General features: G+C 62.0%; 20 protein-coding genes, 1 tRNA gene and 1 pseudogene. 8 read left to right on the forward strand and 14 right to left on the reverse strand.

The features are described 5' to 3' along the window. Positions 1-46: 46 nt before the first annotated feature. From IPI01_12740 to hpnC, 3 genes are read right to left on the reverse strand one after another with little or no spacing between them, the layout of a single operon-like run. Positions 47-1,375 (reverse strand): FAD-dependent oxidoreductase, encoded by a 1,329-nt coding sequence (locus tag IPI01_12740; GenBank protein MBK7258642.1) that lies wholly within the window; start codon positions 1,373-1,375, stop codon positions 47-49. Further along, entirely contained in the window at positions 1,339-2,232 is an 894-nt protein-coding gene (gene hpnD, locus IPI01_12745) for a presqualene diphosphate synthase HpnD (protein ID MBK7258643.1), read from the reverse strand. Before hpnD ends, IPI01_12740 begins: the two co-directional genes overlap by 37 nt. Further along, positions 2,229-3,098 carry a squalene synthase HpnC gene (gene hpnC / locus IPI01_12750; GenBank protein ID MBK7258644.1) on the reverse strand — a complete coding sequence of 290 codons (870 nt, stop codon included), beginning with the start codon at positions 3,096-3,098 and terminating at the stop codon, positions 2,229-2,231. Before hpnC ends, hpnD begins: the two co-directional genes overlap by 4 nt. Before the next feature lie 85 nt (positions 3,099-3,183). Between hpnC and IPI01_12755 the strand changes: the two genes are divergently transcribed. The 6 genes from IPI01_12755 (at position 3,184) to IPI01_12780 (ending at position 8,380) form a co-directional block, all read left to right on the forward strand. After that, a tRNA-Met gene (locus IPI01_12755) sits at positions 3,184-3,257 on the forward strand. Between the two features lie 6 nt (positions 3,258-3,263). After that, on the forward strand, positions 3,264-4,664 hold the full coding sequence (tilS, locus tag IPI01_12760) for a tRNA lysidine(34) synthetase TilS (protein ID MBK7258645.1): 1,401 nt from the start codon (positions 3,264-3,266) through the stop codon (positions 4,662-4,664). Between the two features lie 4 nt (positions 4,665-4,668). Further along, positions 4,669-5,211, forward strand: a complete 543-nt coding sequence (gene hpt, locus IPI01_12765) for a hypoxanthine phosphoribosyltransferase (GenBank protein MBK7258646.1) — start codon at positions 4,669-4,671, stop codon at positions 5,209-5,211. A gap of 9 nt (positions 5,212-5,220) precedes the next feature. Continuing rightward, positions 5,221-7,248 (forward strand): ATP-dependent zinc metalloprotease FtsH, encoded by a 2,028-nt coding sequence (gene ftsH / locus IPI01_12770; GenBank protein MBK7258647.1) that lies wholly within the window; start codon positions 5,221-5,223, stop codon positions 7,246-7,248. Next, a complete protein-coding gene (locus tag IPI01_12775) occupies positions 7,245-7,919 on the forward strand; it encodes a dolichol kinase (protein MBK7258648.1) in 675 nt (224 codons plus the stop codon). The genes ftsH and IPI01_12775 overlap by 4 nt, the downstream gene beginning before the upstream one ends. Next, positions 7,919-8,380: a hypothetical protein gene (locus IPI01_12780; GenBank protein MBK7258649.1), complete on the forward strand. Its 462-nt coding sequence runs from the start codon at positions 7,919-7,921 to the stop codon at positions 8,378-8,380. The genes IPI01_12775 and IPI01_12780 overlap by 1 nt, the downstream gene beginning before the upstream one ends. A 133-nt stretch (positions 8,381-8,513) precedes the next feature. On the opposite strand, the gene IPI01_12785 is transcribed toward IPI01_12780, so the two are convergent. From IPI01_12785 to IPI01_12810, 6 genes are all read right to left on the reverse strand, one after another. After that, a complete protein-coding gene (locus tag IPI01_12785) occupies positions 8,514-8,882 on the reverse strand; it encodes a hypothetical protein (GenBank protein ID MBK7258650.1) in 369 nt (122 codons plus the stop codon). Next, the gene (locus tag IPI01_12790) at positions 8,879-10,054 is read right to left on the reverse strand and encodes a hypothetical protein (protein ID MBK7258651.1); all 1,176 of its coding nucleotides are present in this window, start codon (positions 10,052-10,054) and stop codon (positions 8,879-8,881) included. Before IPI01_12790 ends, IPI01_12785 begins: the two co-directional genes overlap by 4 nt. Beyond that, positions 10,047-10,856: an SDR family NAD(P)-dependent oxidoreductase gene (locus IPI01_12795; GenBank protein ID MBK7258652.1), complete on the reverse strand. Its 810-nt coding sequence runs from the start codon at positions 10,854-10,856 to the stop codon at positions 10,047-10,049. Before IPI01_12795 ends, IPI01_12790 begins: the two co-directional genes overlap by 8 nt. 120 nt (positions 10,857-10,976) lie before the next feature. Beyond that, complete coding sequence (locus IPI01_12800; protein ID MBK7258653.1) at positions 10,977-11,468, reverse strand: hypothetical protein; 492 nt, start codon at positions 11,466-11,468, stop codon at positions 10,977-10,979. Between the two features lie 93 nt (positions 11,469-11,561). Then, entirely contained in the window at positions 11,562-13,151 is a 1,590-nt protein-coding gene (locus tag IPI01_12805; GenBank protein ID MBK7258654.1) for an amidohydrolase, read from the reverse strand. After that, complete coding sequence (locus IPI01_12810) at positions 13,148-14,494, reverse strand: amino acid permease (GenBank protein MBK7258655.1); 1,347 nt, start codon at positions 14,492-14,494, stop codon at positions 13,148-13,150. Before IPI01_12810 ends, IPI01_12805 begins: the two co-directional genes overlap by 4 nt. A gap of 77 nt (positions 14,495-14,571) precedes the next feature. Here IPI01_12810 and IPI01_12815 point away from each other — a divergent pair, with 77 nt between their 5' ends. Together IPI01_12815 and IPI01_12820 are read left to right on the forward strand one after the other, a co-directional pair. After that, on the forward strand, positions 14,572-14,748 hold the full coding sequence (locus IPI01_12815; GenBank protein ID MBK7258656.1) for a hypothetical protein: 177 nt from the start codon (positions 14,572-14,574) through the stop codon (positions 14,746-14,748). Positions 14,749-14,774: 26 nt separating this feature from the next. Further along, entirely contained in the window at positions 14,775-15,830 is a 1,056-nt protein-coding gene (locus tag IPI01_12820; protein ID MBK7258657.1) for a transferase, read from the forward strand. 19 nt (positions 15,831-15,849) lie between these two features. On the opposite strand, the gene IPI01_12825 is transcribed toward IPI01_12820, so the two are convergent. The 5 genes and pseudogenes from IPI01_12825 to IPI01_12845 form a co-directional block, all read right to left on the reverse strand. Continuing rightward, positions 15,850-16,389, reverse strand: coding sequence for a type 1 glutamine amidotransferase (locus IPI01_12825; protein ID MBK7258658.1), 540 nt, complete (start codon positions 16,387-16,389; stop codon positions 15,850-15,852). Positions 16,390-16,429: 40 nt separating this feature from the next. Continuing rightward, positions 16,430-18,609 (reverse strand): annotated as a pseudogene (locus IPI01_12830) (GH92 family glycosyl hydrolase). A 105-nt stretch (positions 18,610-18,714) separates the two neighbouring features. Continuing rightward, positions 18,715-20,169, reverse strand: a complete 1,455-nt coding sequence (locus tag IPI01_12835; protein MBK7258659.1) for a serine hydrolase — start codon at positions 20,167-20,169, stop codon at positions 18,715-18,717. A 33-nt stretch (positions 20,170-20,202) separates the two neighbouring features. After that, a complete protein-coding gene (locus tag IPI01_12840) occupies positions 20,203-21,252 on the reverse strand; it encodes a hypothetical protein (protein MBK7258660.1) in 1,050 nt (349 codons plus the stop codon). 4 nt (positions 21,253-21,256) lie between these two features. Then, the gene (locus IPI01_12845; GenBank protein MBK7258661.1) at positions 21,257-23,326 is read right to left on the reverse strand and encodes a hypothetical protein; all 2,070 of its coding nucleotides are present in this window, start codon (positions 23,324-23,326) and stop codon (positions 21,257-21,259) included. Between the last annotated feature and the right edge of the window lie 5 nt (positions 23,327-23,331).

Below are 23,331 nucleotides of genomic sequence, written 5' to 3' on the forward strand. Positions count from 1 at the left end.
TGAGGTCGAATTATCTCAATATCCCCAATTTTCATCATAAATGCAATCAGATGGCCCCTCGCATCTGCCGGGCAGCTTCTTCCCCGCTCCGGATAGCGCCTTCAATGGTCGCCGGCAGACCGGTTCCGGTCCAATCCCCTGCCAAAAACAGGTTCGAAATGGGGGTTCTGACCCCCGGGCGGTGCCGGGCGACGGCCGGGGTGAGGGAGATCGTCGCGGCTTTTTCCCTGATCGCGAGCGCGTGATACGGGGTACCCACCGTCGGCCCAAATACCTCACGCATCTCCTGAACGGCGATCGCGGTCAGTTCATCCTTCGAAAGGTCCACGGTATCGTACGCCGCACTGATCGTCACGGCGATGTGCTTCCCGCGCCGGAAGACCCAGTGGATGGTCCGCCCGATGAACCCCACCGCATCCTGTTCCATGAACTGCTCGCGGAACCAGAGGTGCAACGAGACGATCGGCGCGGACGGCGCCGCCGCTATCCGCACGATGTCCTCCGGCACTGAAGCGTGATCCGGGTACAACCCTGCAGCAGCGGTGTGCGGTACGGCAAGGATGGCGGCGCGGCAGCGGATGTCGGTGCCATCGGCAAGCCGGGCGGCGACGACGCGGCCGTTCTCCATCGCGAGCGAGCGGACATCGGCGCCGCACCGGACCACACCACCATGCTCTTCAATGAATCGCGTCGCCGGTTCCGCGAACAGCTCGCTGAGTCCGGCCTGCGGAAACACCAACGCCGCATGATGCCAGTGGCCAAGGAACGCGATGCGCAGGGCATCGAGGAACGCTCCCGCCTGTGCGGTGTCCACGCGCTCATTCATGATGGACACAGCCAGCGGGCCCCAGAACGATTCGCGCACGGATGCCGGTTGATGCGTATGCCCGAGCCACTCCGCCACGGTCCCCCCGCCATCCATCGTGAACCGTTGGTCCGCGTTCCGTTGCATGGCAATGCCCGCACGAAGGACGGCGATGCGTTCGCTGAAGGAGAAGAGGGACGATGTGAGGATGCCCCACGCAAGGTTGAGAGGGGGCGCAAGGCGTGGCAGCGTGAACCGGACGAAGCCGCGGGAAGGATGATGATAGAGAAGTGCGGGGCGTTCCTGCACGCGCAGCAGATGGCGCGAACCGATCGTTGCCGTGAGCGCCAGCGTGCGGTCGTAGCCGGCAATGAGCAGATGCTGCCCGTTGTCCACGACGTCGCCGGTCACACGGTCGATGAACGACGCCGCACGTCCGCCCGTGCGGGCGCGCTGCTCGAGAAGGACGACGGGGATGCCGGAGGAGGTGAGACGGACGGCAGCCGCGAGGCCGCTCAGTCCGCCACCCACGATCACGACGGGTTGGCTGTCGATGGGCGCTGCCACCACGGACCGCGTTTCAACCAGGAGTACTTGAGGTTATGGCTCAACCAGTAGCGGAACGCGATGAGCACTTTCAGGAATTTCGGGATGGAGATCCTGCGTTCGAACACATTATAGTCGGACGCGATGATGCGGTTGAGCGTATGGGCATAGATGGACCACATGATGCGCGCGGCGAAGAAGTACCGCTTGTCCTCGTCCTTCAGCGCGGCACGGGCGAGGTCGAAGTACATGCTTGCGCGGCGGCATTCGAAACGCATGAGCTCCACGAATGCCGGCGTGTACCGGCTGTGCAGCAGATCGTCCTCGGTGTAGCCGAAGCGCCGCATGTCCTCGAGCGGAAGATAGATCCGCCCGCGCTTCGCATCGTCCTGCAGGTCGCGCAGGATGTTGGTCAACTGCAGCGCGATGCCGAGGTTCACCGCATACTCGTGCGTGGATTCATTCTTGTAGCCGAAGATCTTCCTGCACATCAGTCCGACCGACGATGCCACGAGGTAGCAGTAGTCCTTCAGTTCCGCGAACGTTTCGTACCGGGTCTTGTGCAGGTCCATCTCCATCCCGCGGATGAGCTCATAGAAATGCTCGACGGGGATGTGGAAAGCGTTCGCGGTGGCGCTCAACTGATTGAGCAGCGGGGACGAGGAGGTCCCGCGGATCGCCTTGCCCAGCTCCATCCGCCACCGGCGCAACATGACGGTCTTCTTCCGTTCGTCCCGTTCCTCATCCACGATGTCATCCGTGGTCCGGCAGAACGCATAGACGGTATGGATCGCCTCACGCTCCCGGCGCGGGAGCAGGGAGAACGAATAGTAGAAGCTGGTGTTGCTGCTTCGCGTTATGGCTGTGGCTGTCGCGCTCATATCGGTCGTTGCAGGACTGCGTCGATCAGGATCTTCGCTTTGTGCCGTTTCCTCAATGTGGGCCGTGTGCGGCGGACGTCATAATTGATGTCAGCGATCCGGTCCAGGATCGCCACACCTCCCCGTACGGTCAGGGACAGTTCGAGTTTCAGCCGCCCCGGCACGAGCCCGAGGATCGAGGACCCTCCACGGAGAAATTCCCTTGCACGTTCCACCTGGAACGCCATCAGCTCGCGGAACCGGCCATCCTGGGAGGAGCCCTGATTCTGAACCTCAGTATACCCAAATCGGGACATTTCGTCAAGCGGAACGTAGCACCGCCCCCGGCTGAGGTCGACGGCGTAGTCCTGATAGAAGTTTGCCAGCTGCAGGCCGGTACAAATGGCATCCGACGGGGCGGTGGTTTCGGCCCTGGACTGTCCGAAAAGGTGGAGCACCAGCCGTCCGACGGGATTCGCGGAATACCTGCAATACTCCAGCACATCCTCAAAGGTCCGGTACCGTTTCACGGTCACATCCATCCGAAAAGCATGGAGGAGGTCGAGGAGAAGCTGTTTGGGGATCCCGGTTTCTTCCGCAGTTGCCATAATGGCAATGAAGATCGGGTCGGTGGCATCGCCTTCGTAGGCCTTATGGAGCCCGGATTCCCACGCATCCAGCAGGGCGAGGCGCTCCGCGGGTGTCCGGTCGCCCTCATCGGCGTAATCGTCGGCGGTCCGGGCAAAAGCGTACACGGCCGCGACATACGGCCTGATCCGGGCAGGCAGCGCGAGCGATGCCACGGGGAAGTTCTCATAATGCGACCGGGCGAGGGCTTCACAGTGGGCAAACGCGTCCCTGGCCGGTGATGGATCTGAGGCCGTCATACAATAAAGATATCCTTTGTACGTCTCAAGGTCAAACACCTTGCTCTTTTGCCGGATTTGGCGTATCTTATGAGGCATTATCCGTGGCGGGATAGCTCAGCAGGTCAGAGCAGTGGAATCATAATCCACGTGTCGGGGGTTCGAATCCCTCTCCCGCTACAAGACATGATGGCTGCGTCGTTGAATCTGCCCGCCCGCTTCCGTGCCTTCATCAGGCGCCATGCGCTTCTCACACCGCATGACCGGGTCATTGTGGCGGTAAGCGGCGGCATCGATTCCGCTGTTCTTTTGCACCTGCTGGCCGGGGAGCGCACACATTCGCGTTGCGCATTGCTTGTCGCCCATTTCAACCACGGGTTGCGTGGGGACGAAGCGAACGCAGACGAAGCGTTCGTCCGCCAGCTGGCCGCTGAGTACGGCCTGCCCTTCGTTGCAGGCCGGGCAGATGTCAGAGCCATCGCTGCGTCCAGGGGGAGCGGGATCGAGGAGGCAGCGCGAACTCAGCGCTATTCCTTCCTCGAACACCTGCTCGTAGAACACTCCTGTACCCGTATTGCCACGGGCCACAACGCGGACGATAACGCTGAAACTGTTCTGTTCCATCTGTTCCGTGGTTCGGGCTTGCGCGGACTCGCCGGCATCCCGTTGTCCCGGAACAGCGGCACCATCGTCAGGCCCCTGCTGTTCGCCTCGCGCAGCGAGATCGCTGCCTTTGCGGCTTCAGCGGGGATCCGGTTCCGCGAAGACGCGTCCAATGCGTCGGACGATCATACACGGAACATCATCCGCCACCACATTCTGCCCGTGGTGCGCGAGCGGATCCAGCCGGACGTTGCGCACACGATCCTGCGCACATCCGCCCTGGTGCGTGACGCTGAGAGGTTCGTCACAGACGTTGCACGCACCGGCCTCGACAAGATCCTGACGCGTCGCACCGGCGAGGAGGTGCTTCTGCCACTCTCCCTCCTCTCGCCCTATCCCGATGCCGTCCAGTCTGCAATGATCGTGGAAGCCGTTGCCCATGCAACAGGCCTCCGCCCCGGGTTCGAGGCAACACAGCGCGTTCTTGCCCTGTGCACGGCCCGGACGGGTGCGCGGGCATATCTTCAGAACGGTTGGGTTGCCGCAAAGGTTCGCGCGGGCATCCGGATCGGACGCCTGACGGCAACAGCTCCGTATGCGGTACCGGTCGAATGCGGGATCCCCGTGGCGGTACGCGGCGGGACCGTCACCTGTACTCCGGCGCCGCGGGCGATGTTCGATGCTCACCCCCGGCCCGGGGGAGAATATGTGGATGCGCGCCGTACCGGACTGATCGGATTGCAGGTGCGCTCGTGGCAGCGGGGCGATGCCTTCATGCCCCTGGGTATGCGGCGCAGGAAAAAGCTGAGCGATCTCTTCATCGATGCCGGGGTACCGGCACACGACAAGCACCGGACACCGGTGCTGACCACGGCGGATGGCACGATCGTCTGGGTGTGCGGACTGCGCATCGACGACAGGTTCAAGGTCACCGACAGCACGACCGACGTGCTGCGGCTACAGTTCCAACGGGAGAACACATAGAGGCATGGCGAAGAATCTGAAGGTCAACGGCGATACGTTCGAGCTGATGATCAGCGAGCGTCGCATCAAAACCCGTATCAAAGCCCTCGCGAAGGACCTCAATAAGAGGTTCAAGGGGCAGACCCCGGTGTTCATCGGGATCCTGAACGGCTCCTTCATCTTCTTTGCCGATCTCATCCGCGAGATCACCATCGATTGCGAAGTGGATTTCCTGAAGCTGTCCTCCTACGGCGATGCCAAGATCAGCACCGGAAATGTCCGCCTGCTCAAAGACCTCAACGCCGATGTGGCCGGCCGGCACATCATTATTGTCGAAGACATCGTCGATTCCGGCCTCTCCATGCAATATATCCGGGATCTGGCGCTGAAACAGAACCCCGCTTCGTTCACCGTTGTTACACTCCTGTACAAGCCTGCATCCGTCAAGAGCAATATCCAGCTGGACTACGTGGGCTTCACGATCGACCCGGAATTCGTGATCGGCGACGGCCTCGACTATGCGCAGCGCCAACGGACTCTCCGGGCCATCTACAGAATGAAATCCTGATACGAGACCATGGACGAGAACAAGAACACCGACAACGGCGGCCGCAAAGGCACCGACAATAAACGGAGCTTTCCGCGGGGCCCGCAGCGCCAGCGCAAGCCGGGGCAACAGCTCCGCCCCGAAGACGACTTCAACTGGAATAAGGTCCTGAAGGTCGTCCTCAGCTGGTCCGCGATCATCCTGCTGGTCTTCCTGGTCATGACCCTCTTCAAAGGGACCGAACCAACGGAGATCGAGGTCTCGTACGTCGAGTACCAGTCGTTCCTCGCGTCCGGACAGATCGAACGCGCCACGGTCAGAAAGTCGGAGCTCACCAACTTCGACTTCCACGGCAAGCTGAAGACACCCCAGCACGTCTCCCGCAATGGACGTGATGTGCCGCTGACGCAGTTCGTGCTCACCCTGCCCATCATGGACAGCCAGGTGATCCAGAGCTGGAACGAGCACAAGATCGATTTCACCGTGGAAAAGGAGGACAACACCTGGCTGAGCGCGCTGCTGGGCGCCCTCCCGTGGGTCCTCCTCCTCGTCGTGTGGCTCATCATCATGCGCCGCATGCAGGGCACCGGCCCGAAGGGGATCTTCTCTTTCGGCAAGAGCCGCGCCAAGATGCTGAATGAAGGCGCTCCCAAGGTGACCTTCATCGATGTGGCCGGCGCGGATGAGGCGAAGCAGGAACTGATGGAGATCATCGAGTTCCTCAAAGAGCCCAGCAAGTTCCAGAAGCTCGGCGGCAAGATCCCGCGCGGCGTCCTCCTCCTCGGCCCTCCCGGCACCGGCAAGACCCTGCTGGCCCGTGCGGTCGCCGGCGAAGCAGGCGTGCCGTTCTTCTCGATCTCCGGCGCGGACTTCGTCGAAATGTTCGTCGGCGTGGGTGCCAGCCGCGTCCGCGACCTGTTCGACCAGGGCAAGAAGAGCGCACCGTGCATCATCTTCATCGACGAGATCGATGCCGTCGGACGTCACCGCGGCGCAGGCCTCGGCGGCGGACACGATGAGCGCGAACAGACGCTGAACCAGCTCCTCGTGGAGATGGACGGCTTCGAGCAGAACAGCGGCGTGATCATCATCGCCGCCACCAACCGTCCGGACGTGCTGGACCCTGCGCTCATGCGCCCCGGCCGGTTCGACCGCCAGGTGGTCGTCGACCGCCCCGACGTGAAGGGCCGCGAAGGCATCCTGCGCGTCCACACGAAGAACATCCCGCTGGCCGACGACGTGCTGCTGGAAGTGCTCGCCAAGGGAACGCCCGGCCTGGCCGGCGCCGAACTGGCGAACCTCGTGAACGAAGCCGCACTGCTCGCCGCACGCCAGAACGCGCGCGCCGTCACGATGAAGCACTTCGAAGAGGCGAAGGACAAGGTGATGATGGGCACGGAACGCAAGAGCCTCATCATCTCCGAGAAGGAAAAGAAGATCACGTCGTACCATGAGATCGGCCACGTGCTCGTGGCACGCATGCTCCCCGAAGCCGATCCGGTGCACAAGGTCACGATCATCCCGCGCGGCCGCGCGCTGGGGCTCACGACCTACCTGCCCATCGACGAGAAGCACACGTACTCGAAGACCTATCTCGAGACGATGATCACGTACGCCCTGGGCGGACGCGCGGCGGAGAAGCTCATCTTCAAGGCGCTCACCACGGGTGCCGGGAACGATATCGAACGGGCGACCGAGATCGCGCGCAAGATGGTGTGCGAATGGGGCATGAGCGACAAGCTGGGCCCGCTGGCCTACGGTCAGAAGGACGAGGAGATCTTCCTCGGCCGGCAGATCGCACGGCACAAGAATTACAGCGAAGAGACCGCCATCAACATCGATGACGAGATCAAGAAGATCGTCATGACCGGCATGAAACGCGCCGAGAAGATCCTGTCGGAGAACATGGGCACGCTCCACCGCCTTGCCGCAGCGCTTCTCGAACGCGAGATCCTGGACGGCGTGGAGATCGACGCGGTGATCCGTGGCGAGGAACTCCCTCCTGTTGAACGACGGGTTCCTGTGAAACCCGCCGAATTGCCGCCCGGAAAGAAATGAACGGGTTGCAAAGCGTCGAAACGAGTTACGCGACCGAGCTCATACGGAAGGGGATCCATATGAGCTCGCTCGCCATTCCGGTGGTGTACTACTTCATCACCCGGGAAACGGCGCTCAGCATCCTTATCCCCCTGCTTCTGCTGTTCGGCATCTCCGACCTTGCACGTATCTTCATCCCCGCGTTCGGAAGCTTTTACGAGCGGTGGTTCGGGTTCCTCCTCCGTCGCCATGAACGGGCCGAACAGGGGCACAGGCGCCTGAACGGTGCCACCTACGTGCTGCTCTCCGCAACGCTCTGCGTGTGGCTGTTCCCGAAGATGATCGTACTCACGGCGTTCGCCATCCTGATCGTCTCGGATACCGCCGCGGCGCTCGTCGGCCGCAAGTTCGGCAAACACCGCCTGATGCAACACAAGTCGATCGAAGGCTCCACCGCGTTCTTCCTCTCCGCCCTGATCGTGGTGGCCATCGCACCGAAGGTGCAGTACCTCCCCCTGGAGTACGTCATCGGCGCGGTCGCCGCCCTCGTCGGCGCCGTGGTCGAAGCCGTCTCGGGCGAGATGATCGACGACAACCTCAGCATTCCTCTCAGCATCGCCCTCGTCATGTGGGGACTGTACGCTCTCCTGCTCCCCACCCTCAGCTTCGTGGCCCTCGAAGGCCTCCAGTAATGCGCGCGTACCTTTCCGGCGGCATGGAGTACGTGAACGATGAGGGGCGCTCCTGGCGCGAAGAGATGGAAGAGTGGCTGGCGTCAGCGCTGGGATGGGAGTCGTTCAATCCGAACCGGAACAGCGATGCACTGCTTGCCCGGCGCACGCCGGACGTCCCGTTCCGTACCCTCAAGTCCACCGACCCCGCACGCTATCAGCAGATCGTCGAAGAGATCGTCGCGGTGGACAGCCACGAAGTGGCGGAAGGATCGGATCGTGTGATCTGTCTGTGGGATGACGGCGCAGCACGGGGGGCAGGCACGAAGGGCGAACTCACCATCGCACGGTACTTCAACAAGCCGGTCTACCTGGTAACGACGATGCCCTACGAGGAGATACCCGGGTGGGTGCTGGGGTGCACGACAAAGCGGTTTACTTCATTTGACGAACTGAAGCGCTACCTGCTGGCGAACAACTAACCCATCCAGCAGTCATACCAATATTCTTTTCTGGTCCTGTCTTTCGTTCTCCATCCTCGATCTTCAATCCTCGATCTTCAATTGTTGTCTTCCATCGACGATCGGCAATTGACAACCAGCGATCTTGTCTTCTTTACATTACTTCTCTTCCACTGATTTCTTCCGCCCCATTGGACTCCCGCAGAGCATCCAGATTGTCCAGCGCCCATCCCGCCAACCACAACAGCGTCGGACCGGTGATGTTCACGCCATGATGCGGCTCCGTATGAAGGTCGCCGGCGAACTCACGCCCGGTCACCGCCGCACGTGCGAACGCATCCAGCTTCCCCCGCAACGCAAAGATCGCCGCCTGGAACGTGGAGCACGAGACCGGCGGATTCTCCTCGCCGTGCACAACGTACGCTTCGGGCAACTTCGCCTGGTGCAGATAGCCGTGCCAGTGCGCAAGGGCCATGCCGGATGAGGTGAGCGTGGAAGCGAACCGCGACGACGGCATCATCATCTGCTGGAGCGCGGCGACCAGCGCATTCGCAACGGCATGCGAGAGGATCGTCTGCGTGTCGTACGAAGGCTTGGAATCGATCCCGGAGCAACACCCCGCGGCGTGGCAAAGATGATCTTGCCGCACGACAGCCCGAGCTTCACAAGATCGCGGTGCGGGTCAATATTGGACTTGTCACATCCCGACCGGGTCATCAGCACCCAGACCTCCGGCACCTGCATCCACGCATCGCCCGTCGGAAGATGCGCCTTCACCCAGAGTTGGTCATCGAGCGGAATGAATTCGCCACCAGCCAGTCCGGCACCGAACCGCGCGGCGGCCTCGGTCATCGTGATCACCGGCGCAGGCGTGACGGGAAGCTGCCGTGAGAGGAAACCGTAACTCATCCCCGACCGGTGGTCGAGATACGCAGCGGCAAGCCGCTTGTAGTAGCGGTTGCGGAACTCCAGGCTCTCCAGCGACGTGTGGAAGAGGATGAGGCCGGTATCCGACCAGAGTTTGCCGCTCTCGGTGAAATCCTGGATGTACGGACGGTATTGCGGCTCGCGGAGATCCACGCCTCCCTCACGCACATCGAAGTCGGATGCGTGCGGCGGTACCACCGGGGCCGCGATCTTCGGTACCAGCACGTGGAAGACGTCCCGGTCGAAGGTCTCGTAGGAACAACGGATGAGCGCTCCATTCATCGTGCAGACGGTCCAGACGGTATCGTCCACGTAGATCACGACCTGCACGATGTTCCATGCCAGCATCTTCACGATGCTGTTCAACTTGTCCTGGGAATCCTTCTCCGAGGTCGCGGGACACGGCCCATCCACGATCCCCACCACCGTCGCACGGCGGAGGTTCGTCACGTGGTCCACCGGCAGGTTGCCGGTCTCCAGATCGCCCGGAGCGATCACCACGATGCCTTCGCGGAGTTTGCCCGCGGCCGGATCGCTGAGTGCATCGTTGTACGGGATCACCGTGGTGCTGCAGGTTCGCAGCGATGCCTCGAGCCGCTCGCTGAACGCGCGCACGCGGTCCGATGCCTCGTGGACGGGAAAGAACGTGATCGTGAGACTGCGTGCAAGGGCATCGGGAACGATCGGGACCGGCTTCGTGATGCCCAGGATGGCATTCACGGCGGCTTCCGACAGCACGGGTGTCCTGCTCTGTACGGCGTTATCCATGCATTGTTCCCTTGTCCAACTCCACTCCCTGCAAACGAAAGATCCGGACCAGCCAGTCGCCCAGCGCCGGCCATATGGTTGACGCGACGATAAGGAACTTCGGCCCGGCGAACGACACCACGATCTCCCTGCGCCTCTGACGCACCGCCTTCACCGCTGCCCGCGCCACCGCTGAAGGTGGAAGGCGACGGGACGTCAACGGCAGCTCGAGGCCGTCGATCATCCCCGTATCCACGCGCTCCGGGAAGATCGTGGACGCGAAGACACCCGTTCCCCGCAACTCCTGCCGGAGGACATCCATGAATCCCGTCAGCGCATACTTCGATGCCGCATACGCAGCATCAGGCGGAAGGCCTTTCTTGCCGTCCACCGACGAGATCGCAATGATGTGCCCCGACCGCCGTGCGAGCATCTGCGGCAACACGGCACGGATGAGATGCACCGCGCCGTAATAGTTCGTCTCCATGCACATCCGGATGCTCTCGAGAGAGAGATCCTTCACCGCGCCGCGGATATACACGCCGGCGTTGCACACCACGATATCGATGCCGCCCATGGCTTTCATCGCTTCCGCAACGATGCGGTCGACGTCCGCGGGTGCTGTCACATCGGACGCGACGGTCAGCACGTCTGTCCCGTTGCGTTTCAGCTCCGTTGCGATGGCATCGAGAGCTGTGGTGTTGCGGCCGGAGAGGACGAGCCGTGCGCCATCACGCGCGAACGCCCGGGCGATCTCGGTCCCGATCCCGCCCGTCGCACCTGTGATGCAGACGACCTTTCCGCGTATCCTGTCCGTCCCCAATGCTCAGCTCCTTGGTACACCAGCCTCTCCCCGCCCTATCCCGTATCCTTCGTCCTTCTCTCTTCCCTCGTCTTGACTTCCCCTCTTCAATCTTCAATCTTCAATTCTTCTCAATCTTCCTCAATCTTCTTTCTTCATCCCCTTCTTCCAGACCCATTCCTTCGACCTCACGGCGCCTTCTGCCATGCCTTCGATCCTCGCCAGCAGCGACCCGTCATCTTGCAGGCGATAGATGATGCGCTGCGGAAAATCGTTGTCCACATTCTCGAAGACCACATGGTTCCTGGCGATCTCCTTCAGGGAGAACACGACCGCCGGACGGCCACCGGGCATGGCGGCGTACACCACGGTGCCTGCGAGTGTCTCGATGCGGAGATACTCGAACCAGACGAAGCCCGCGGAATCCACGTCGCGGTGGACACCGAGCATCACGCCCGCGGAGGGACGCATCCAGAACTCTTCCACCTTTGTGGCGCCATCCATCCCCGTCCACATTCCCGCGAGCCATTCGAGGGAGGCAACGCCGCTCCGTTCCTGCCGCGGCCCCGAGCCGGCGAAGGCGCCGGACACGGCGACACACGCAACAACGATGACCCACCGCAGATCACGCATGGCTGAAATTTCTGGAGAAATCCGGAAGTGGCAACGATCTTAGAAATATAGTGTACGAACTCGCCCGTCAAAAATCAACGAAAGCAGAAAGGGCTACAGACCTTCCCGGTGCACGATGTGGCCGCCCACCACGGTCATCTGCACGGGAACATCTCTGATCCTCTCAGGCGGGATCGCGAAGATATCCTCGCCAAGGACCACCATATCGCCCAACTTACCGGGCGTGATGCTCCCTTTGATGCCCTCCTCGAACGACGCGTAGGCATTGTTGATCGTGGTGCAGCGAACGGCCTGCTCCACGGAGACCTTCTGCTCCGGCACCCAGCCATCGGGGTTCTTCCCGTCCAGCGTGCGGCGGGTGACGGCCGCGTAGATCCCTCCGAGGGGATGCAACGGAGACACGGTCCAATCGCTCCCGAAGCATACATGCACCCCCGCATCCAGCATGGAGCGGAACGCATACGTCATCTTCACCCGGTCAGCACCGATGCGTGATGCAGCCCAGACACCATCATCGATGGCGTGGTATGGCTGCACGGACGCGATCACCCCCAGGGCCGCGAACCGTGCGATATCTTCCGGCCGGAGATGCTGCGCATGCTCGATCCGGAACCGCCTGTCCCATGCCGGGTTGGTCCGCACGACCTCCTCGAAGATATCCAGCACAGCGCTGTTCGCGCGGTCGCCGATGGCATGGATGGAAAGCTGCAAACCGTTCCGGTCGGCTTCGAGCGCCCACGCACGCATGCGGCCATCGGAGAGCACTTCCATGGGGAGCCCGCACGTGTCCTCATTGAGATACCGCTCGAAGAACCACGCCGTAGTGGATCCCAGCGAGCCATCCGAGAATGCTTTCATTGAACCCAACCGGAGGAACGCATCGCCGGCATGGTGCGTGATCCTCTGTTCCGCGATGGCGCGATGCCCCGAGAGAGGCAGCCGGGCGAAGATGCGGCAGGTCAGTTCGCCGGCATCCGCCAGCTTCCGGTAGACCGGGATGTGCGACGGTTCGGCGATGTCGTGGATCGAGGTCACGCCGTTCTTCCGCGCAACGACCAGCGCATCGCGCACGCGCCGTTCGAGATCGGCGGCCGTGGGCTTCGGGATGCAGGCGAGCACGAGATCCATGGCGGCATCTTTCACGATGCCGGTCGGCTCGCCCGTGGCTGGGTCGCGCTCGATCTTGCCGCCGACCGGATCAGGTGTTGCACGTGTGATGCCGGCGGCCGCGAGCGCGGCGCTGTTCGCGAGCGCCATGTGCCAATCGAAGCGCGGCAGGAACAACGGGGTGTCCTGTGAGAACGGATCCACCCACTCCTTCCGCGGCAGGATCTTCTCCGCCCAGTGCTCGTGGTCCCAGTCGCCGCCCTTCACCCATGCACCACGGTGCGTGTCCACGAATGTCTGCAGCGCCGCAATGAACTCCGCTTTGCTCGCACAGGTGCGGGTATCCAGTCCGCTGACCGCCTCGCCCCCCAGGACGAAGTGCACATGGTCGTCGATGAAGCCGGGGAGCAGAAGTCTCCCCCCGAGGTCGATGGTCTCCGCGGCGGTGCCCGCGAAGCGGCGGGCATCCGGAGTGGAACCGACGAAAACGATATGCCGGTCCCTGACCACGACGGCCTCCGCCGATGGATGCCGGGGATCAACGGTGTGTACTCGTGCGTTGATGAAGCAGATCATGATGAGGGTTCCATGCGGACACGTTTACGGGAATTGTAGTACAGATACACCGGCAGGCCGGAAAGGATCAACCCGAGCGACGCCAGCAATCCTGCCGCGGGATAGGCGAGGAACGTGCCGACCGCCACGTACAACTGCGAGAGGATCGCCAGCGCTGCCATCCCCTGCCACCATGGCGAGCGGTACGATGGCTTGTAGTCATCCCTCCCACGGAGGAAGAAGATCGCCCCGTAGACGATGCCGTTCTGCAGGGCATACGACAGCGTGAAGTACCCGATCATGTTCTCGATGTCGCCGAGCAGAAAGAGCACCACCGCCAGCACGGCCTGGATCATGATGGAATGATCGGGCGTCAGATACTTCGGATGCAGATGGCCGAACACCGAGAAGAACAACCCATCCCGTGCGATGGCATACTCCAGCCGCGGCTGGACCATGAGGCTGGCGTTGAGCACACCCACCATCGAGATGAACACCGCGACGGCGAAGACCGCTCCCGCCACGCCGGCGCCTATGCCGATATACCGGAACGGATTCACGAAATCGCCTTCTGCAATGAGATCATGCCAGGGCACAATGGCGGACGTGCAGAGGGAGATGAGGGTATATGAGATCATGATGAAGAAGAGCGAGCCGATCAGCGCAAGGGGCAACGTCCGCTCGGGCCGCTTCACCTCGCCGGCCATGTACAGGATATTCGTGAATCCGGCGTACGACCACAACGTGGACGAGATGCCGGCGGTGATGACGGTGGCAAGCCCGAACGTGGTGGCCGGCATCACGCCGCCCGCCAGGTTCCCCGAACCCATGAAGAACATGCCGATGACGACGATCCCGAGGAGCGGCGCGAGCTTCGCAACCGTGAGGAGGATCTGCAGGTTCCCGCCGGTGCGCACACTCCGGTAATGCAGCAGCGCCAATCCGATGATGAGCACGGCGGCCAGGCCACGGGAGATGACGGGATCGGCGAAGACGGGCGAGAAGAATTTCAGAGCAGCGATGGCGCCGAGCGCCACGATCGTGAGCGTCGGCGTGTCGCTGGTCAGAAAGGCGGTCCAGGTGTAAAAGAACGCCAGGAACGGTGAGCCCGCCTTCTGCAAATAGTAGTAGGCCCCGCCCTGGATCGGATAGGCCGTGCCCATCTCCGCCAGAATGAGGATCTGCGGGATCCAGACAACGCCACCCAGGAACCAGATGGCAACCGTGAGGAGGGGCGTCTGGCCGATGCGTGCGACGATGGGAAGACTCAGGAAAACACCGGATCCGATGACCGTGCCGACCACGAGGGAAGCGGTCTGCAGCAGGGAGAGCTCGCGGCGCGGGGCGGGGGTCTGTTCATTCATACTGCTCAAAGTAGCACAATGGGGGCAGACCTGCAACGCTTGCGTTTCGTTCCGCTTCTGGCTACTTTCGGGTCATCATGACGAAAACGCTCTGCATCTTCGAAGACGGGCAGTATGCGAACCTTCTGCCCCTGGCGGCCCTCAGGCCGGTATGGGACCTGCGCTGCGGGATCCTGACGCTCGGACAGAAGATCGAACACTCCTGGCCCGGCTCAAAGGTCCGCCTCGCCTGCCGCTCCTACCTGCTCCCCTGATGCAGGAGGAACACCCCGACCGGCCGTTGAACGCTCCGGCTACCGGTTCATGCCTCTTCGTGAACGGACGGGTCCTTGCCAATGCGGTACTTGCGCGCCACATCATTCCCGAAGGCCCGGACACGGTCTTTGTGCACAACCACACCATCGTCGCCGTTCGCGCGTCCGAACAGACACTGCGCGGACTGGGAACGGACGCCGACGGGCTCCCGGATCTCGCCGCGCTGACAGCCTTGCCGCGGGTGGATGTGGCGTGCACGCTCATCCGCTACCCCTGGGACCTCGTGAATGCCAACGGTGGGGCGATCACCGATGACGCGGCGCTGATCGCGGGCAATGCACCTCACCTGGAGGGAGTGAAACTCTACGACGGAGCGCATCTGGTGAACCCCGGCGCGATCACCGTCGGCCGTGGCAGCATCATCAAACCGGGGGCAGTGCTGGACGCCGAGAAGGGACCGATCGTGATCGGTGCGAACGTCCGCATATTCCCCAACGCGGTGATCGAAGGGCCGGCATTCGTAGGAGGCGGCTCGCTGATCAAGATCGGCGCGAAGATCTACGAGAACACGTCCATCGGCCCCATGTGCAAAGTGGGTGGCGAGGTGGAAGGATCGATCCTGCATGGCTTCGCCAACAAACAGCACGACGGCTTTCTGGGCCATGCCTACCTCTGCCCGTGGGTGAACCTCGGCGCGGATACGAACAACAGCGACCTGAAGAACAACTACGGCTCGGTGCGTGTCACGATCAACGGCACGGAAGTGGACAGCGGTTCGCTGTTCGTCGGCGTGATCATGGGCGACCATGCCAAGAGCGCGATCAACACCATGTTCAACACCGGCACGGTGGTGGGCGTGGGGAGCAACGTCTTCGGTGCGGGGTTCCCACCGAAATACATCCCGGCGTTCTCGTGGGGAGGGGCAGAAGGGATCGAGACCTACGCGATCGACAAATGCATCGACGTCGCACGGAAGGTGATGCTCCGCCGGAACCAGACGCTCACATCGGCCGGCGAAGCGCTCCTGCGGCATGTCTTCACGTTGACGCAGAACGAACGCACGCAGAGTGTGCGAACGTAGTACTGCGGGAACGTTCTCATCATTTCACTCTTGCCCCGGCCGCCTCCGACAGAGCGGCGACCAACTCACGGCAGAATGCGGGGATGTCGGCAACGACCCGTCCCCACACCAGATGACCTTCACGAAACGCAGGCTGATCCACCCAGAGCCCCCCGGCGTTGATCAGGTCGTCCTTGATCCCAAGTGAGCCTGTCGCGTGACGACCCCGGACGATGCCTGCCGAGATAGCCACCAGGCCTCCGTGGCAGATGATCCCGACCGGTTTCCCCGCCATATCCATATCCCGCACCAGATCCGTGACATGGACAGAGCGGCGGAGTTTGTCGGGGGCCCAGCCTCCCGGGATGACCAACGCGAAAAGATCCCGGGCATGAAGCGAATCGATCCGTGCCGAGGGTTGGATCTCCAGGCCATTCTTGCCGCGAACGGTGTCCACATCGGGGGCCGCTGAGATCACCTCCGCCCCTTCCTCCTCCAGCCGCATTAGGGGGACAAAGTATTCCAGCTCTTCAACCCCGTCAGCGACAAGGATCGCGATCTGTTTTCCTGAGAGGCGCATCCGGTTCTCCCTTCCCATGGTACGGAACGATGAGTGTACGTTAGTTCTGTCCCTGCACGCGCGGCAACGGCCCCATCTCCAGCTCCAGCACTCCACCCTTCATCAGATCGCTGTGCGAGAACGCCAGCGTCCCGAGCTTCGCACCGTTGAGCTTCGCGCGCTGAATGTACTTGTTCGTGGGCGAATTGTTGTGCGCCTCGACGCGGAACGTGCGGCCATTCTCCAGACGGATGGTCACTTCGGAGAACTGTGGACTCGTAATGGCATAGACCGGCACGCCAGGTGTGACGGGATAGAACCCCATCGCACTGAAGACGACAAATGCGGACATCCCACCGCCGTCCTCGTCGCCGGGGATGCCGAAGACCGTATCGTTGAACCATGTTTCGAGAAGAAAGCGGGTCCATTTCTGTGTCTTCCAGGGCGCGTCGGTGAAATTGAAGAGGTACGGAATATGAAAGCTGGGTTCGTTCCCCATCGAGAACTGCCCCACCAGCCCGGTGGCGTCAGGGAACGTTGCCCAGAGACTGTACTTGCTCCTCCCCAGCCCTTCGCGGAAGAGCTGGTCAAGCCGCGCCTCGAATCCACTCTTCCCGCCGAGCAGTTCAATGAGGCCGGGAATATCGTGCTGAACCTGCCAGAGATAGGTCCAGCCGTTGTTCTCATCATAGTAGTCACGCCCACCCATGCCGCCATCGAACGCGGGGTCGATCGCGATCCACGTCCCCCGATCATCTTTGGGCATGAACATGCGCTTGTCTGCGTGCCAGAGATTCTGATAATTCCGTGAGCGCGCCTGATACCGCGCCGCCACGTCCTTACGCCCGAGCTCCGATGCCATCCCGGCCACGGCCCAATCGTCGTAGCTCGCTCCCAGGGTCACCGCCACCGATTGCCGCTTCTCCCAGGTATCCACCAGTGGCTCCGTCTCCTTCTCGCCGGGATGAAGTGCCGGAAAGTATCCACGTGCCTCATAGAAGTTGTCCAGATCGCACCGTGGGCCGTTGCGCCAGGGTACCATCGTGGCATGATCCCCGTTCTTTAGCATCCCGGCAAAGGCGCTATCCACAGAGAAGTCCCTGATCCCCTTCCGCCAGGCATCCAGGAACACCACGGAGGAGTGAAAGCCGTTCATGCAGGCGTGGTCACCATAGATGACCGGGAAGGTCGGCATCCAACCGCTCTGCTGATACATCCGCACATACGACTGCAGCATGTCGGCTTCCATGGCCGGATGAAGGACCATGCGCAAAGGGTGATGGGCCAGATACGTGTCCCAGGACCAGTCATCCACGTAGAACGGCCGGCTCTCCGCGTGTACACTGTTGTCGAAACCGCTGAAGTAGGACCCCGATTCCGAAATGTTTACCATGCGTTCGTGAGAGCGCCACAGGGCAGTATAGAAACTCCGTTTCCACGCCTCGGTGCCGCCGCGTACGGTGATCTGGTTGATCACTTTCGACCATGCCGCTTCCCCCGCCGGCAGAGTTCCGCGAACGCAACCCCTTCCACCTCGTTGCGGAAATTGATGCGCGCCTGTTCCTGGCTGACGAACGAAATAGCATAGCGGAATTCCACTTCTTTCGGAGCCTTCGCCGGGAAGGTGAGATGCAGGTTCTCTCCCACGGGTCCATCGACGCCGGGCAGTGCACTGCTCTGGCCGTAGAGATACACCGTCACGTTCTTGAACTTCTCGTGGCCGGAGATCTCACGGCCGTTCACCTGAAAGGCTCCACCCGGATGATAATGCCCCAGCAGCACGTGCTTCTGCGCCGTGTCCGGGAACGTGAAGCGGAAGATCGCCGAGCGCGCCCCCACGGCATACTCCACCCTCACTCCCATGTCGATCAATGAGGTCGAGCAATACCAGGGCCGGTTGATCTCCAGATCATGATCCCATGTCATCCGTGCCTTCAGACCCTCGTCGGTCACGACGCCGACCGCGGGCTTGATCGTGAAGGCCTTCGCTATCCGGTGCGAGATCACGGCCAGCGGAAAACAGGAGATCTGATCATCGAGGTAGTCCCGACGGTCAGGATAGATGCGCATCATCTGGTTGGGCAATTGCACCGCCGGCCGGGTCGGCTCAAGGATGAGGCCGACATTGCCGATGGTCATGTCGACGTACGGAAGACCGTCCTGGCCCGCCGCGTCAACTGGTCCGGCGGCGAGAGCGAGGAGCAACACACCTATCCTGCCGGCATACATGGAGAGCACCATGGTCGTGAAGCTTCTCATCGAGTGAACACCCTTCTTCACAAATGATGTGAACGCACGGTGTGACCGCCGGACCGGTCCGTCACTATGCCCGGCGGGTCCGGGCACCTACTTCTTCGGGTAGAGGAAGTTCTCTTCCGCTTTGATCCTCGCCACCTTCCCGTCCGCCCCCATCTCAAAGTACACCAGCTCCCCGCTCCCGTCATCACCACTCACACGGAAGACACCGTCCTTCTCGTAGGCCAACTCGGACAACGACCCCATCGGATCATCCTCGGGTGGATAGCTGAACCCGTACATCATCAATTTGTTGTCCATGATCAGCACCTTCGTCTCCCATCCCGCGGGGTCCGTGTAGGTACCGGTATACTTCTGCCACGCCGGGTCGAACTTCGCCGGCGGCGCGGGCACAGCAGTGATCTTCGCGATCGCGGGGGCAAGCATCGCCATCGCACGCGCGGCAAAGAAGCCCGGCTCGCCATCGTCGGCATTCACCATCACGATCACGGCAACCTTCTCTTTCGGACTGACCGTGAACTGGGACCGGTTCCCTCCCACCCATCCACCATGGCCATACGTAGAACGCCCGTCACCCTTCGACACCGAAAAGCCGAGCCCCGCCCCGCCTGTCCACGACTTGTTCACCCACTGCGCACGATGCATCTCGCGCAGCGTGCTCCCCTTCAGCACCTGTCCGGGAGTGTTCTTTCCTTCGAGCATGTGGAACGACGCCCACCGCCCGAGATCCTCCACCGTCGAGGAAATGTTCGCGGCGGAAACCAGCCCGCGCGCATCCAACATGTCGACCGCTTTGCGCGAACCGTCGTCCAGTTTCCGGTCATACCCTGTGGCCCACCGTCCGCGGAGCGCCTCCTGCGGATGGACGCTGGTGCTCGCCATCCCGAGCGGCTCCAGGATGTTCTTCGTCACGAACGCATCGTACGGCATGCCGGATGCCGCCGCAACGATCTCACCCAGGATCGCCATGCCCAGATTCGAATACTTGTACCGTGTCTCGGGTTCGAAGACACTCTCCTGATCGTGGAACGCCGCGATCATCTGCTCGCGCGTCGGAAAGATATGGTCGGTCCAATAGGGGAATGCCGCCTCGCGTGGCAGGCCGGAGGTATGCGTCAGCAGCTGACGGATGGTGACCACGGGACCGTCGGCATGCCGGTTCTTGTACGTGAACCACGGGAGATGCGCGCTCACGGGATCGTCCAGGCGCAGCTTCCCGCGGTCGCGCAGGAGCATGACCGCCGTCGCGGTGAACGTCTTCGTGATCGACGCGATGCGGAACACCGTTCCTGGCGTTACCGGCGCCTTCGTCGTCAGGTCGGCGACGCCGAAACCGCGCGACCACACGATCTCCTGGTCATGCACGACCGCGATGGAAAGGCCGGGGATGCTCCGATAGGTGCGTTGGGCCTCGATCCACTGCTCCAAGAGTGCGATCTTCGGCGCAAGGTCGGGATGCTCACGCAGCGGCCCGGCAAGGACGGGAGGGAGGAACAACGCGCAGAAGAGGACACAGAGCAGCGACACGATGAGCGGACGCTTCATGGAGAACCTCCGGTGGTCAGATGAGAGTTGGTGTCACCGCTTGGGGACCCAGGCCATACAGATGGATGAACGCCCTCCCCAGAAATGATGTCCGACGCTCCCCTCGTACAGAAGCACGATCCAGGTATCGTTCTCGAAGAGTGCCGGTGTCCATATCGCTCCGCCGTCCGGCCCACCGTGGATGCCTGCGCCAAAGATCGGGTTCCCGGGATGACGGTCCCAGTGCGTGAGGTCCTTCGATCGCGCCAGCCCGAAGAACTCCGGCTCGTCCGTGTCACCCGCACTCCCTCCATACATCAGATAGACCCAGCCGGCGGAAGCCCAGATGCGGGGGGAGGTGATCGATTGTGCATCCCAGTCTCCCGTCTTCCCCTGGAACACCGGCTGATCGCCGATCTCGTAGAACTTGCGTCCATCAGTGGAGAAGGCCAGATGCATCCTGTACCCATCGCGGTGCAGGCGCTGGAAGACCATGTACAGCGTATCACCCAGGACGACGAGGTCCGGCGAACTGCCGCTGATGACGGGGCCGACCTTGACGTACTGCTCCCCGTTCGCACTCACCGCGAGTCCGATGGTCTGCGCGCTGTCACCGGTCCCCGCATAATACAGATGGATCTGCCCTTTGAACAGGACCGCCGCCGGTGTCGATGCGCCGTTCCGGTCGAAGGCACCCGCTGCCCCGGCATCGATCACCGGAAGCCCCCGGTTGATCTCCTTGAGCGTGAGCCGGCCCGCTCCAAAATCCTCCACCTCCACCACACCGATCCTGTTCATCGGCGTGGTGGATCCACCCAGCACGCCCGTGCCGTGAAAGAACAGCAGGGTCTTCGTCTTGAACAGGAGCAGTTCCGGGCTCCCCACGCCCCGGCTCTTCCAGGTCGTGCCGGTGGTGCCAAAAACAGGATTGTCGTTGTACCGGCTCCAGGCGAGCACGTTCGTGGTGAACGTGTTCGAGAAGAGGTCCCACAGATTCTGCGCAGAACACCGGCCGGCGCCGAGCAGCACCATGCTGCACAGTGCAGCATACCGCACACGGCGTTCCGTCATCACACACATTGCCGACCAGTTGCGACGCATCATTGCCTCATCGTATGAGAAGATGTTCTTTGAAGGTCGGCTGTGTGCCGGCCATCTTCAGGAACACATCGAGCGGCACCAGCGCGAAGTCGGAGCCGAGCTTGTCCAGGATACCCTTCACGCGGCGGATGTCGCTCCACTGGCGCACGTGCATCACCAGAAAATAGGGGCGCGTCTCATTCAGCGCGGCGAGTTCCTTGAGGTCCGCGACCGCATCCTCCTCGGGCCGGGTCTCGGAAAGGTAATAGTCGAACGACAACAGGGGGCGCCCATCACGCACCATGAACGAATGCGACGGCGCATACCCGTTCAGGAAACCGATCGCATCGGGCATCCCTTTGTAGAACGCGTCCATGACCTCGGGCGTGACGTCGGAGTTCCCCTCCACCGTCGCCCCTTCGGAATAGTCCATGATCTCAAAGACATTCAGATCGAGCTGCTGCATCAGCTCACGCGCCTTCGCCACCGCTCCCGGCAACGCGGCCGGCGGAATGGCCTTCGGGTACATGTACCCCGGCCCTCCAAGCGAACCGATGAAGTAGTCGTTCGGGGTCGCCATGCCATAGAAGTATTCGAGCATCGTGGGCGCAAGCCATACCCAGTTCATCGTCACTTCCCATGCATAGGGGATCTCGCCACGCCCCGGCTTCAGCCATGCACCGAGGCCGAGACAGTCGGTCTGCACACAGGTGATGTACACCTTCTTGCCGGGTGTATAGGTGACGCCGGGTTTGACGGTATGGTTGTTCTTGAACGTGAAGCCCGGGGTCACGGTGGTCTGACTGCTGAAACTCATGTTCGGGAGTGTGTGGAGTCCATCCACGCGGAGGGTGTAACTGGATGCGAGGCGGACGTGGTCCCGTTCCTTGTCCTTGGCGTAGGAATGCCATCCCATCACCATGGACATCGGCTTCTGGCCGGACATGATCTTCTTTGCGAGCGCATACTCCGCGGAGTCCACGGGTTCGGTGGAAAGGTCCGTGAAGAACGCCTGCTTCAGGATCCCGAAATCCGCGACGCCCGGCTTCATGATCTTTCCGCTTTCACCGCCCATCCACACCACGAATTCCCGGCTGCACCGGTCCCAGTACCGGTCATAGGCCCATTGATATATCTGAACATCACTCTGGCCGGCGAATGTTCCACGCAGGTCCATCACCGGCTTCAATCCCGCGGCCTCCGCCATGGGAATGAGGTCCTCGCTCACCACGACCGCCTTCTCCAGCCCGGCGATGGTGAAGGCGACGATCAGCGACGTCCGGACGTTCTTGTCCCACACCACGTACCCCTTGACGTACTGCCTGAACGTGTTCAGCGCACTCTCGGGCGTGGTGAGTTCCGTGAACGCATACTGGTGCTTGTTCTTGTAGAATTCAAGCACCGACGGCGTGAACAGGAAGTCCCATTTTTCGGGATACACGAAGTAGAGCCGCGGTCCGCCGGTATTCGCCAGCCCCTGCAGACTGATCAGCATCGCATGCACCGGCAGCTTGCCATCGATGGCCCAGTTGTCCGCCAGCTTCATCATGTACGCCTGCCGCACATCGGCGCGGGTGAACGTGTACGTCGGCATGGAACCCTTCGGACGCGTGGGGCGCACCTGCTTCCACGTGAGGATCGTGCCGTTCTCCGACAGCGTGAACCAGTGCTCGGTGGTGAGCGACCGCTCACCCTGCGATACCAGCAGCGGGTACTTCTCGGTCACCACCAGCGTCTCGCCCTTCTTTTCCCACCGCGCGGAGAGCTCGCGTGTGGAGCCCGGCTTGAGGCGTACGCCCATGAAGACGTTCGTCGGCCACACGCGGTCGCGGACGGCCGCAGTGTGCACCTTCCCATCCACCGGCAACGTCACGGTATCCCGGAATGCACGTCCGCCGCCCCACGTCTGCTGGATGGTCACCGCGTTGCCCGCGAGCACGATCTTCAGTGCCACGGTGTTGTAGAGCTCGATCCCCGAACTCTTCTCGCGAAGCATCTTCCACTCGCCATCGATGCCCGCGGCATATACGCCGCCCGCCAGCAGCATCATCGCCACGGCGGCACCAAGCACAGAATACATGATACGTTTCATGGTCATCTCAA

It is taken from the genome of Ignavibacteriota bacterium (genome assembly GCA_016707525.1).
Lineage (GTDB): Bacteria > Bacteroidota > Ignavibacteria > UBA10030 > UBA6906 > JAGDMK01.